General features: G+C 48.6%; 9 protein-coding genes. All 9 read left to right on the top strand.

The window, feature by feature from the left end; genetic code table 11:
• Positions 1-16: 16 nt before the first annotated feature.
• The 9 genes from NST83_RS17760 (at position 17) to NST83_RS17720 (ending at position 13,787) form a co-directional block, all read left to right on the top strand.
• Positions 17-2,182: a DUF454 family protein gene (locus NST83_RS17760; RefSeq protein ID WP_342415129.1), complete on the top strand. Its 2,166-nt coding sequence runs from the start codon at positions 17-19 to the stop codon at positions 2,180-2,182.
• Positions 2,175-3,830: an ABC transporter ATP-binding protein gene (locus NST83_RS17755; RefSeq protein ID WP_342415128.1), complete on the top strand. Its 1,656-nt coding sequence runs from the start codon at positions 2,175-2,177 to the stop codon at positions 3,828-3,830. The genes NST83_RS17760 and NST83_RS17755 overlap by 8 nt, the downstream gene beginning before the upstream one ends.
• Before the next feature lie 286 nt (positions 3,831-4,116).
• Positions 4,117-6,618, top strand: coding sequence for a type I pullulanase (pulA, locus tag NST83_RS17750; protein ID WP_342415127.1), 2,502 nt, complete (start codon positions 4,117-4,119; stop codon positions 6,616-6,618).
• A 232-nt stretch (positions 6,619-6,850) separates the two neighbouring features.
• Positions 6,851-7,492, top strand: coding sequence for a 50S ribosomal protein L25 (locus NST83_RS17745; protein ID WP_342415126.1), 642 nt, complete (start codon positions 6,851-6,853; stop codon positions 7,490-7,492).
• 305 nt (positions 7,493-7,797) lie between these two features.
• Complete coding sequence (locus NST83_RS17740; protein WP_342415125.1) at positions 7,798-8,784, top strand: S66 peptidase family protein; 987 nt, start codon at positions 7,798-7,800, stop codon at positions 8,782-8,784.
• A gap of 52 nt (positions 8,785-8,836) precedes the next feature.
• Positions 8,837-10,498, top strand: a complete 1,662-nt coding sequence (locus NST83_RS17735; RefSeq protein ID WP_342415124.1) for a sensor histidine kinase — start codon at positions 8,837-8,839, stop codon at positions 10,496-10,498.
• The gene (locus NST83_RS17730; protein ID WP_342415123.1) at positions 10,495-11,259 is read left to right on the top strand and encodes a LytTR family DNA-binding domain-containing protein; all 765 of its coding nucleotides are present in this window, start codon (positions 10,495-10,497) and stop codon (positions 11,257-11,259) included. Before NST83_RS17735 ends, NST83_RS17730 begins: the two co-directional genes overlap by 4 nt.
• A gap of 190 nt (positions 11,260-11,449) precedes the next feature.
• Positions 11,450-12,697, top strand: a complete 1,248-nt coding sequence (locus tag NST83_RS17725; RefSeq protein WP_342415122.1) for an OFA family MFS transporter — start codon at positions 11,450-11,452, stop codon at positions 12,695-12,697.
• Positions 12,698-12,875: 178 nt separating this feature from the next.
• The gene (locus tag NST83_RS17720; RefSeq protein ID WP_137063970.1) at positions 12,876-13,787 is read left to right on the top strand and encodes a serine/threonine-protein kinase; all 912 of its coding nucleotides are present in this window, start codon (positions 12,876-12,878) and stop codon (positions 13,785-13,787) included.
• The last annotated feature ends 6 nt before the right edge of the window (positions 13,788-13,793 follow it).

Below are 13,793 nucleotides of genomic sequence, written 5' to 3'. Positions count from 1 at the left end.
TTTAGGGAGGATTACAGTGAAACCGATCTATGTTACCTTAGGGTTTCTATTTTTGGCGCTTGGAGTCATTGGCGTGGTGGTACCGTTGCTGCCGACTACGCCGTTTTTGCTGCTGGCAGCCTTTTTCTTTATGCGGGGGTCTGAACGGCTTCATCATTGGTTTTCGAATACCTCTTTGTACCATAAGCATCTGGAAAGCTTTGTCCAAACAAGATCGTTGAAGCTGTCCACAAAAGTAATGACTCTGGGATTGGCGTCAGCCATGCTCATTACCGGCTTTATTTTAACCCCCCCAGTGTGGGCCAAAGTGATTATCGCGTTGGTCATCCTCTTCAAATATTATTACTTTATATTCCGGGTCGGAACGGTGAGAGGCACTACAGGGGAAACTCCATCCCCAACTCCATCTGTAGCTGCACTTGCTGATACCACGAAGAAAAGGTCTAAAATGGTCGATAGCCGTCTGCTTGGTCTGGTGGAGCATTCCCGAAAGTATATCGTTCTGGGTGTGCTTGTGCAGTGGATCGGTCTTTTAGGCAGTATAGCCGCTATTTTGTCCATGTCCTTTGTTTTGCAGCAGGCATGGACGGGACAAGTTACCCGTAAGCTGATTCTATCTGTGACGGCCATTGTCGTTGCTGCGATTGCAGTCCGATGCTTGTGCAATTATGCAGCCAGTATGCTGTCCTATCGGGCCTCCGTGAATGCCAAAAAAACGCTGCGCTCGCAAATTTACGGCAAGCTGCTAAAGCTGGGGCCGGCGTATACGGATCATACCTCCACGTCGGGGGTTATTCAGGTTGCTGTAGAAGGAGTGGAGCAGCTTGAAACCTATTTTGGCAGATACATGCCCCAGCTATTTTACAGTCTGCTTGCACCCGTAACGTTGTTCATCACACTATCCTTTGTCAGCTTCAAGGCTGCCATTATTCTGTTGATCTGCGTTCCGCTGATTCCGGTGTCGATTATAGTCATTATGAGGATGGCTAAAAAGCTGTTTCGCAAATATTGGGGCAGCTATGTCAATCTGGGTCACAGCTTTTTGGAAAATGTACAGGGTCTGACCACGCTTAAAATATATGGAACAGACCAGCAGAAGCACCAGGAAATGAACACGGCGGCCGAGGATTTTCGCAAAATGACCATGAAAGTACTGACCATGCAGCTTAATTCGGTGGCAGTCATGGACCTTATTGCATTTGGCGGTGCCGCTGCGGGTGTTCTGGTCGCAGTGAGCGAATATACCGCTGGTCATATCGGCTTGGCGGGAGCGCTGATCATTGTGCTGCTGTCGGCGGAGTTCTTCATTCCGCTGCGCCTGCTGGGCTCTTACTTTCATATCGCCATGAACGGGATGGCAGCGAGTGACAAAATATTTCAAATTCTGAGTACAGAGGAACTGATACAAGGAAAAGAAAGCATCGAGACTACCGATATTCGACTGGATCAGGTGAATTTTGCCTACGACGAAAGGGACACCCTGCGAAATATATCTATGGATATTCCTCAAGGCAGCTTCATTTCCATTGTCGGGGAATCAGGCTCTGGTAAAAGCACGGTAGCCGGATTAATCGTTGGTCATCATGAGGGTTATCAAGGAAGTCTGACCGTTGGAGGAACCGAGCTTGCCGCCATTTCAGAAGAAAGCCGTATGCGGCATATGACCTGGATCGGCTTCAACAGCTATATTTTTAAGGGCACGGTCGGAGCTAATTTGAAAATGGGCAATGAGCACGCGAATGAGGAACAAATGCTGGAAGCGTTGCGGCAGGTGAAGCTGTATGACTTTGTTCTCTCACAGGGAGGGCTGGAAGTAGAGCTGGAGGAGCAGGGAACCAACCTGTCAGGGGGACAACGCCAACGGCTAGCGCTGGCAAGAGCGCTGCTGCATGATAGTAGCGTGTACATTTTTGACGAGGCTACCTCTAACATAGACAGTGAGAGCGAGGAAGGTATTATGGAGGTTATACATGCGTTGGCAGGCCGAAAAACCATTATTCTCATCTCGCATAGACTGAAAAATGTTGTCCAATCCGACCGTATTTATGTGCTGCAAAACGGCTTGGTGGCAGAATCAGGAACGCATCATGAGCTGTTGAGCCAGCAGGGACATTATGCGGAGATGTATCTCAGTCAACACCGGGTAGAGCAGTTTGTAAAAGGAGGTGCTGTATATGCGTAGACACGGATTACGGATTATGGCCCGATTAATGGCGCTGGCGGGGCCTCTTTTACCCGTTCTGCTCATAACAATCGTGACTGGAGTGCTCGGATTTGCTTGTGCGATTGGCATTATTGTCTATGGAGCCCTTGCCCTGCTTACAGCAACGGGCATCACGACAGGCTACAGCATGACGTTCCTGCTCACGCTCATCGTGGCTTGTGCTGTGCTGCGCGGCGTGTTCCGTTATGGCGAGCAAATGAGTGGTCATTACCTCGCCTTCAAGCTGCTGGCTGTACTGCGTGACAAGGTGCTTCAAGCCCTGCGCAGACTGGCGCCAGCCAAGCTTGAAGGCAAGGACAAAGGGAATCTGATCTCGCTGATTACGAGTGACATTGAGCTGCTGGAAGTGTTTTATGCGCATACGATAGCGCCTGTTATGATCGGAATCATCACGTCCCTGTTGATGGTATTTTTTATCGGCTCCTATGAACCTGTATTAGGTTGGCTCGCTGCGCTTGCTTACATCACAGTCGGCCTGTTTATTCCTCTGCTAACGTCGCGTATGGGCAGACGTCAGGGCATGGAATACCGGAGCAGCTTCGGCAAGCTGAGCAGTTATTTTCTGGACAGTCTGCGTGGTATGAAGGAAATTGTGCAATACGGGCGCGGAGAACAGCGACTGGCTGAGATTAACCGTCGCACGGATCAATTGGATGCCAAGCAGAAGAGCTTGAAGCATCATGAAGGCATTACAAGGGCGATAACGGATGCGGCGGTCGTGGGATTTTCATTTCTGATGCTGCTGGCTGGATTGTATGGTATGTCCAAGGGGCAAGTCAGCTTTACAGGTATGCTTATTTCCGTCATTGCCCTGTTTAGCTCGTTTGGCCCGGTAGTTGCGCTTAGCAATTTGTCCAACAATCTGCTGCAAACGCTGGCGAGCGGGGAACGCGTACTGAGTCTGCTGGAGGAAACCCCGGAGGTCGAGGAAAATATCGGGGGAATGAGCGTTGCCTTTTCCGGGGCGAAGGTAGACAAGGTAACTTTTGCATATGAGGGCCAGACGGTGTTGGATGATGTAAGTCTTACGATACCGCACAAGCGGATTACAGGTATTCAGGGTAAAAGCGGCTCTGGCAAGTCCACTTTGCTCAAGCTGTTGATGCGATTCAGGGACCCACAGCAGGGCGGGATATTGTTCTCTGGACATGATTTGAAAGAAATCGGAACGAAGCATTTGAGAGGTCTGCAAAGCTATGTGGATCAGGATACGTTCCTGTTTGATGATACGATTGCGGCCAATATTAAAATTGGAAAACCTGATGCTACGCATGAGCAGGTTGTGGAAGCAGCCCGCAGGGCGTCGGTGCATGATTTTATTATGACCTTGCCTCAAGGATATGACAGCCGTGTCGGAGAATTGGGGGACAGGCTGTCCGGTGGTGAACGTCAGCGGCTGGGGCTGGCCAGAGCCTTTGTTCATGATGCTCCGCTCCTGCTGCTCGATGAGCCTACCAGCAATTTGGACAGCCTGAACGAAGCGATCATTTTAAAATCGTTAAAGGAACAGCAGCAGGATAAAACGATTGTCCTTGCTTCCCACCGAAGCTCCACCATGCGGATTGCGGACGATATGTTTCAGATGGATAACCGCAGGCTGTCCTGATTTTTTTTTACATATGTGTGTGAAGGGATAAAGGGAGTTATTTATGGTGCTTGGAGGGCTGCTGCTGTAGCCTGTTCATGGTTTTGTCATAAAATGGAGTGTGCGTGTGAAATGAAAGCAGCATCCGTATTTGAAATCATCCGACTTTTCAAGCTTGTCTTATTTTGATAGCCTAGTAGTTGAGGATTTTGCAAAATCCTGAGGTATATTGACAAGTCATAAACATCATAAATGATGGATGAACAGAGGCTGAAAGCCGATGTACAGAAATGGGTGGTGAACAGGAATGTCTGATTTCAATCAACTCAAGGAGCTTGAGCACACAACGTATCCCACATATGAAGGCCATGATTTGGGTCTTACTTATACGCCTGCGGGAAGCATGTTTAAAATATGGGCACCGACTGCGAAGCAGGTCCATGTAGCGCTGTATGACAACGCTGGATTGTACGACCAGGAGGGGAATGTTCAGGACCATAGTGGCGGCCGGGAATTTCCGATGAGCCGTGATGAGCGTGGTGTATGGTCCGTAGAGCTGGAAGGCGACTGGAACAAGTATTATTACATGTACAGGCTGAAATGGGCAGACGACACACTTTATTATGCAGCCGACCCTTATGCGACAGCGGTATCAGCCAATGGACAGCGTACGGCCATTGTTGATTTGGCTCAAACCCATCCGGATGGATGGAAAGAGGATGCCGGTCCCACACTTGTTCGGGCTACGGATGCCATTATATATGAGCTTCATGTGCGTGATTTTTCAATGGATACACATTTTAATACTGGAGAAAAAGGCTTATCTGCCGCACAAGGACGGTTTGCCGCCTTTACGTATACGGGACTAAAAGATACGGCAGGCAACAGCATCGGACTGGATCATTTGCTGGAGCTGGGCATTACACATGTTCATCTGCTTCCGGTGGCTGACTTCTATACGGTGAATGATTTTGCGGAGCAGGGCACGGAATATAACTGGGGCTATGATCCGCAGCACTATAATGTGCCTGAGGGATCTTATTCCTCGAATCCGGCTGACCCGGAGGCACGAATACGGGAGTTGAAGCTGCTGGTGCAATCCCTGCATACTGCTGGCATCGGTGTCATTATGGACGTCGTATACAACCATACCTTCTCGGTGGAAAAAGGACCGTTTGAGCCCGTTGTACCGGGTTACTATTACCGTACGGATGAGCATGGGCAGCTCTCCAACGGCTCGGGTGTGGGTAATGAGGTGGCAAGCGAACGCCCGATGGTTCGCAAGTATATCAAGGATTCACTGCGCTATTGGGCAGAGGAATATCATATAGATGGCTTCCGTTTTGATCTGATGGGACTGATAGATACCCCGACGGTGGAGCAGCTTACACAGGAGCTTCGCTCTGAGGTTCGTCCCGATCTGCTTATCTATGGAGAGCCTTGGACGGGGGGAGAATCCCCGCAGCCTCTGCTGACGTTAAAAGGAACACAACGGGACAAAGGCTTTGCCGTCTTCAATGACAACTATCGTTCTGCTATTAAGGGTGACAGTGATGGTACCACAAGTGGCTTTGCCACGGGGGCATGGGATCAGGAGGAACTGGTGCTTAAAGGTGTTTTTGGAGCTATTCATGATTTTACGGCTCAACCTTCGGAAACGGTCAATTATGTCACGGCTCACGATAATCTCAATCTGTGGGATAAAATTTTGACGGTACAGCATTTGCGGGAACGCTGCGGTTTTCCTCAATGGGAGCAGGGTCAGCCGCAGGATGGAAGGGCGGCCGAACAAGCCGTGACGGATGCAGACCCCTACCGGGAAGTGAATGAGCATGACTTGCTGGAGAATGAAACCGTACGCAAATCCTTACTGGCAAACGGCATGGTGCTAACCTCCCAGGGCATTCCCTTTATCCATGCAGGTGATGAACTGTTGCGCTCCAAATATGGAGACCATAATAGCTACCGTAGTGTGGATGTGGTGAATGCTATTCGCTGGGAGAACAAGGCGAGATTTCGTCCCGTATTTGATTACTATCAGGGGTTAATCGCTTTACGGCGCAGTCATCCGGCATTCCGGATGGATCACCGGGAGTTGGTGGAGCAGCATATGGAAGTGCTGCACAGCAGCGGGCATGTGGTAGCTTTTGCATTGAGGCACCATGCTAACGGCGATGCCTGGAATCAAATTGTGGTGATTTATAACGGCTCGGATACGGAGCAGACAATACTGCTGCCTGCGGAATCGGATCGCTGGCATGTCGTTGTGGATGCTCACGGGGCTGGAAATGAGATACGGTATGGAGTAGCAGGCCATCGTGTGACCGTTTCGCGCTGGTCGATGATGGTACTGTATGATCAGGAGGAACCCGCTCAGCCATCCCTTTTGACTTTACAGGATCAGACGACCGAGCTAGGGGAGAACGGATTGGAAGGTTCGGATGAGGGAACAGACCAAGAAATCGCAGGTCACTACGAAGAAGCGGCATTGTATCGCACCATTGAGTTGATTTACGAGCGTGCGGATCGACAATATTCCGGTTGGAATGTGTGGGTATGGGGCACCGGATGCCGGGACGGACATGTAGAATTGAGTGAATTGGATGACGGTCGCGCAGTAGCGCGTATTCAAGTGGCTCCTCATGTGCGGCGTATCGGCTACATCGTCCGCCTCAATCAGTGGGATGCCAAGGATATTGAGGCCGATCGGTATATTGATGTAGACCTGAACCGATCTGTGATGCAGGTATTGATTCATAGTGGCAGAGAAGAATATTTGCTGCTGGTCAACGACAACCGGGCAGGATAGCTTTATAGGGGTGGTTGTCTTTCGTACATTGAATAGCATTTTTCGAGGATTTCGAGAAATGCTATTTTTTTATGCAAACGTGTGTCAGTTTCAGAAAAAAGGGGTAATATAGAATTATGGACTTGTTTGGTTTTGCCAGCTTGCTGGCTTATACCTTGTAGTGCGACTGGTGAACAGGCAAGATTCTTAAGGAATAATCATTTGTAAGGTAACCTGAAGGAGGTTGTATATCATGAGTTCTAATGGAGGAAGTATTCAACTGACCGCCCAGCCGAGAACAGAGAAGAAGGGTTCGGCACTTCGTGGATTGAGGTTAAAAGGACGGATTCCAGCTGTGGTTTACGGCTCTGAGCTTGAAGGAACCCCTGTACATGTTGATGCCAAAGAATTTAATAAAGTAGTCAGAACCGGACGTTCCGAGGTGTTCAACCTCACAGTAGAGGGGGGAGAAACCATTCCGGTCATCATTAAGGATTATCAGCAGCGTGACAACCATTGGTTGCATGCCGATTTTCTGAAAATTTCCAAAAATAAGCCCCTTCGCGTACGGGTTTCTATTGATTATCAGGGTACACCTGTAGGTACAAAAACGGGCGGTATTCTGCAAATCCAGGAAACCGAGGTCGAAGTTGAGGGTCTTCCTGCTGACCTGCCATCTACCCTTGAGGTGGATGTATCCGCACTGGATGTTGGTGACAAGCTGAGCGCAAGCGACCTGAAACTTCCTAAAGGAGTAACGTTGCACGTTCCTGAGGAAGAGCTGCTTGCTTCCATTATCGTTCCGCGTTCGGTTGAGGTGGAAAATGCTGCTGTGGCAGGCGATGCAGCTGCAACAGAAGGTACAGAAAAGGCTTCCGAAAACAAGGAAGCCTGATGCTGTAGGTCATCGAATAGATGAGTGCCTTCCTGCTAAAGACGGCTATTCAAAGATAAATGTAAAATCGCTCCCTGATCAGGGGGCGATTTTTTGCGTTTACATATGTCCCGGCATTATCTAATCCCTCGATGTGTGTGTCTAATGGAGTAGGTTTTGTTGTCGCAGCGGTTATGCCGATTTTGAATATTGATAGCTTATCATCGGGCTAATGGAGAGCGTATTTCTAAAAGGTATAATTTGATGGAAGTTGATGGTATAATTTGTGGCAGTTTTAAATGCTTCGTATATAGGGGGAAATGACCATGATCATCGGAAAGCAAGCGCCCAAACTAAAGGCTGGAGACGAGATACGCATTCTTTCGCCGTCCAGAAGTTTGTCTATCGTTTCCGAGAAAAATCGCCTGATCGCCCAGCAAAAGCTGGAGCAGCTCGGATTTGTGGTAAGCTTTTCGCAGCATGTGCTGGAAAGTGATGATTTTACATCTTCCTCAATAGAATCCAGAGTAGCAGATTTGCACGAAGCTTTTGCTGATCCGAAGGTGAAGGGCATTTTGACTGCCATTGGCGGGTATAATGCTAATCAGCTCCTTGCCCACCTTGACTATGAACTGATTGGCGCTCATCCTAAACGGTTATGTGGTTATTCGGATATTACTGCTTTAAGTCATGCCATATATGCAAAAACAGGGCTTATCACGTATGCAGGACCTCATTTTTTGACGTTCGGCATGTTGCAAGGAAATGAATATACATTAGCGTATTTTCAGAAAATGATGTTGGAGGAGGGGAGTATCCAAATTCAGTCCTCGCCTGAGTGGAGTGACGATACCTGGTATCTGGATCAGGATCAACGAATCTTTCACCGCAATGCGGGTCCTTATGCGATTCGTGAAGGAGAAGCACAGGGTACGATTGTGGGTGGAAACCTGTGTAGCCTGAATTTGTTGCAGGGAACACCGTATATGCCGAGTCTGGAAGGAACGATTCTATTGGTTGAGGATGATTATGAAAGCTCTCCTGCTACGTTTGATCGGGATTTGCAATCCCTGCTGCACCAGCCGGGCTTCGATCAGGTGAGAGGAATCATCATCGGGCGTTTTCAGCAGGCTTCTCATATGACGGGAAAATTGCTGCGGCAAATCATTAGCTCGAAAAAGGAACTGGCCTCGATTCCGGTGATCGCAGATGCGGATTTCGGACACACCACACCGCAATTTACATATCCGATTGGCGGGAAGGCGAGTATTCGTGCCCGGAATGGCATGATTGATCTTGAAATATGTGAATAGTGAGTGGGGTAGAGAAGGCTTGATGATGGGTTTATATTTGGGAGGAACGCATGTGAACGGCTTTTTGGAAATGCTGATGCAGCTATTTGAACGCGCAGCGTTGTTGCTGATTTGTCTATTTTTTATTACCCGTATTCCCCGGTTTAAGGAAACCTTGCAAAAGAACAGCCATTCCCCGGCAGAGCTGACGCTATTGACGATGATTTTTTGTATGTTTGCGCTGTTCGGCACCTATACCGGGATCGAAGTCGAAGGGTCGCTCGTCAATGTTCGGATTATTGCGATTATGGCGGGTGGCATTTTGTTTGGGCCGTGGGTCGGGATTATTACAGGTATTGTATCGGGTATCCACCGTTATCTGATTGATATCGGGGGAGTGACCTCAATTCCGTGTCTGATTACGAGTATTCTGGCAGGTGTGGTGTCGGGGTACATTGGCCGCCGGGTTGACCGTTCCAAGAGATGGCTGGTCGGTATCGCCGCAGGGATGATCTGCGAAGCGTTGACGATGCTGCTCATTCTGATGATGGCAGAACCCTACGAGCTTGGTTTGGATATCGTTTCGAAAATTGGCCTGCCCATGATTATCGGGGAAGTCAGCGTCGGTCTGATCGTTCTGCTGATTCAGAGTGTCGAGGGGGAAAAGGAAAATATCGCGGCCAGACAGGCCAAGCTGGCTCTAGATATTGCCAACAAGACGCTGCCTTATTTTCGCTCCATTAATGCCGAATCGCTGCATACCATTTGTTCGATCATTAAGGAGGATATCAAGGCGGACGCGGTGGCGATTACGGATACCAGGGATGTATTGGCCTACGTTGGTTTTGGAGAGGAACGTTATCATATCGGCGACGAGATCATTAGCGATGTGACCAAATCGACGATCCGCAGCGGTAAAATCACGATTCGCAACCATATTGCCGACGATAAAACACCCCAAATCCAGTCTCTGCTCATTATCCCGTTGGAGGAACGGGGAGAGGTTACCGGAACCCTGAAAATTTACTACCGCAAAGCTTATAAAATCACGTACCCGTTGCAAACAATGGCGATTGGCTTGTCCCAAATTATATCCACGTTAATGGAAGTATCGCGTGTGGAGCAAATTAAGGAAGCGGCGAATAAAGCCGAGTTGAAGGCGCTCCAGACTAAAATCAATCCGCATTTTCTGTTCAACGCGCTGAACGCCATTGCCTCTACGACGCGCACCAAGCCGGATAAGGCACGAGAGCTGATTATTAATTTGTCGGGATATCTGCGTTATAATTTGGAGCTGAATGATGATGTGATCGAAATTCATAAGGAGCTTCAGCAGGTGTCTGATTACGTGGAAATTGAAAAAGCCCGCTTCGGGAACCGGCTTCAGGTGGAGTATGTGATGGACGAGGTGTCCGTGCGCATTCCAAGCCTTATCATTCAGCCGCTGGTTGAGAATGCGATTAATCATGGAATTCTCAAGAAAAAGGGACCGGGTACAGTGACCATTTCCGTAAAGGATCGAGGAGAAAAGGTGCGGATTTCTGTGGCAGATACAGGAGTAGGCATACGGGATGATGTCGTGGATAACCTGTATCATGATCGGGTTCCGGCCAAACAAATTGGCTTGTATAATGTGCATAGACGACTCAAGCTCATGTATGGAGAAGGGGTTATTATTCTCAAGCATGAGCAAGGCACCGAAGTTTATTTTGACATACCAAAGGAGCAGTCATGAAGGCCATCATTGTAGAAGATGAAATTCCGGCGCGTGAAGAGCTGGAGTATCTTATTCAGACCCACAGCCATATTGAAGTGACGGACAGCTTTGAGGACGGGCTGGACGTGTTCCGTTTTTTGCAGGACCATGAGACGGACGCTATTTTTCTGGATATTAACATTCCTTCTCTGGACGGGATGCTGCTGGCGCAGAACATTAGCAAATTTGCCAAAAAGCCTTATATTATTTTTACGACCGCCTACAAAGAGCATGCGGCGCAGGCTTTCGAACTGGAGGCATTTGATTACATCCTCAAGCCGTATGATGAAAAGCGGATCGCCGCCATGCTGCGCAAGCTGGAAAATGCATACGAGCAGCGGGACGTTCAGGTACAGGAGACTGCCCAGCCTGCGCAGCCCCGACCTGCTGAAACTAGCATCGTTAGCGCCCCGGGCCGTATCAATCTGCTGAAAAACGACAAAATCATCGTAACGGATGCCAACGATATTTATTATGCGTGCGCACAGGAAAAGGTCACCCTTGTCTTTACTAGACATGAGGAATATACGATGCCGATGAGCATCTCGGAATTTCATGCCCGACTGCCGCAGCAGGACTTTTTTCGCTGTCACCGATCCTACACGGTTAATCTGTCGCAGATCCGTGAAATTGTACCTTGGTTCAATCATACGTACCTCCTGCGCTTGCGCGGTTTGGACGCGGAGATTCCGGTAAGCCGCAGCAAGGCCAAGGAATTTCGGCAAATTATGCGGCTATAAAGGCATTTCATTCCGCTATAGGTGCATTTCATTCCTCAAACGATTTCTGGCTAAGATGCAGCGTTATAATGATCCATGTAGAGAGAATCCTTACAGACTTGCTTCTCCCAAGACGCAAAGCGTACTGGATTCCCGGTTATCATGATAACGAATTGAAGCGGTAGAGCCGGAATGAAAAGAGGAGATTTATATGAAAACAAACAGCGGAAACCGTTGGCTGGTCGTGCTTGGAACGATTATTGTCCAAATGGGTTTAGGAACGATTTACACATGGAGTTTATTTAATCAACCGCTGGTGGATCGCTTTGGCTGGAATCTCAGCTCGGTCGCCATTACATTTTCGATTACCAGCTTTGCGCTGGCGTTTGCTACGTTATTCGCAGGCAAGCTACAGGATAAATGGGGACTACGTCGTCTGATTTTGTGCGCTGGCGTTTTGTTGGGCGCAGGACTTATGCTCAGCTCACAGGTAACTTCTCTGTCCCTGTTGTACATTTTGGCGGGTATTGTCGTAGGTTTTGCGGATGGTACGGCTTATATTACATCACTGTCGAATCTGATCAAATGGTTCCCCGAGAGAAAAGGACTCATTTCAGGTATCTCGGTTGGGGCATACGGAACAGGCAGTCTTATATTTAAGTATATCAATGGTTCGTTAATTCAGTCCGTTGGCGTATCGCAGGCATTTCTGTATTGGGGCATGATCGTGCTGATCATGATTGTGGGCGGTTCCTTCCTGGTACGGGAAGCAGCAGTCGTGAACAAGCCTTCGGTACAAAATGGAATTGTGCAGCGTGATTACACTGTAAAAGAAATGCTGCGCACCAAGCAGGCTTATCTGTTATTCGTTATGTTCTTCACAGCTTGTATGAGTGGCTTGTATCTGATTGGAGTTGTAAAGGATATCGGCGTACGGATGGCGGGGCTGGATGTAGCTACAGCCGCTAATGCGGTTGCTATGGTCGCTATTTTCAACACGGCGGGTCGGATCATATTAGGTGCGCTGTCGGATAAAGTCGGTCGTCTGAAAGTAGTAGCAGGTGCGCTGCTAACAACAGCGGTCGCAGTTGCAGTGCTGAGTCTGGTGCCGCTGAATTACGGTTTGTTCTTTGCCTGTGTAGCAGGGATTGCATTCTGCTTCGGTGGTAACATTACAGTCTTTCCTGCCATCGTAGCTGATTTCTTCGGTCTAAAAAATCAAAGCAAAAACTACGGTATCGTGTATCAGGGCTTTGGCCTCGGTGCGCTGGCGGGATCCTTTATCGCAGCCTTGCTCGGCGGATTCATCCCGACCTTTACCACGATTGCTGTGCTGTGTGTCGTATCGTTCTTGATTGCACTCACCATCCGTACCCCGGATCAAGGCAATTTGCGCAGCCAACGGAAGAAAAATACCAACAGCATGCGCAGCATGAAGCCTGAAACGAAGCTGGGTTAAAAGGGATTGAGAACAAAGTACCAGATGAATGCCAAAAGACCTGTCATCATTTCTCTGAGGGAGATTATGGCAGGTTATTTGTTTTTCCATTATTCGATTATACGGTATAATAAAAAGATATGTGATAAGCCGATATATACAAAAGACATAAGCTAAGAACCTGACAGGAGGACGAGTCATGATCGTGGATACAAGCGGGAATCTGCTTGCCCGCAATACGAAGCTGCGAAATACATATCAAATTCGAAGCGCCTTGTCCCGCAGTGAGCTGGCCATCGTGTATACGGCAAGGCTGTTGGATAATCGTGAAAAGGTCATTGTTAAGGAGTTTTTTCCGAATGCGCTCGCTTTGCGGGGATCGGATCGAAAAACGGTGACCTGCAGTGCATCTATGCAATTCAAATATGTGGAGTTTATGCATTATTTTTTGCGTGAAGGGCAAATGCTCAAGGAATTAACCCATCCAGGTATTGTCGGTTATATAGATCACTTTGAAGAAAATGGAACCGCTTATCTGGTCATGGAATATTGTGCCGGCAAGACGCTGGACAGGGTGATGAAGGAAGAGGATGCGCCAACGTCCGATCCTGCTTTTTTGTACCATGCACTGCTGCCTTTAATTGATGCCATGGAATACATTCATGACAAAGGCATTATTCATCGGGATATTAAGCCAGGCAACATTATGATCGGTGAGAATGGCAATGTCAAGCTGCTTGATTTCGGATCGGCTGTACATTTTGAAGGCAAGGAGCATCCGATCTTCACCACAGCGGGCTACTCTCCGCTGGAGTTCTACTCTAATCGGTCACAGCAGGGGCCTGTGTCAGATATCTACAGTCTGGCCGCCACGCTGTATTATTGCCGAAAAGGATCACCTCCACCGGATGTGCCAGGCAGACTGTTTGCAGATCAGACCGACCGGATTCAGATCGAAAATGCAGGTCTTTCTCTACTGCCGTATGTAATTCGGCGTGGCCTGGAGGTACAGGCCAACAAGCGTTGTCGCTCGCTCCGATGGTTTAAAGCCGCACTGCGTGCGGAATATTGGATAAAAAAAGGGAAGCGCCCCACTCTTACGGTTCGTTAATCGTAA

The sequence above is a fragment of the Paenibacillus sp. FSL R10-2782 genome (assembly GCF_038592985.1).
Lineage (GTDB): Bacteria > Bacillota > Bacilli > Paenibacillales > Paenibacillaceae > Paenibacillus > Paenibacillus terrae_C.
Note: the sequence above shows the minus strand (reverse complement) of the source record. Positions and strands in the feature narration are given on the sequence as shown.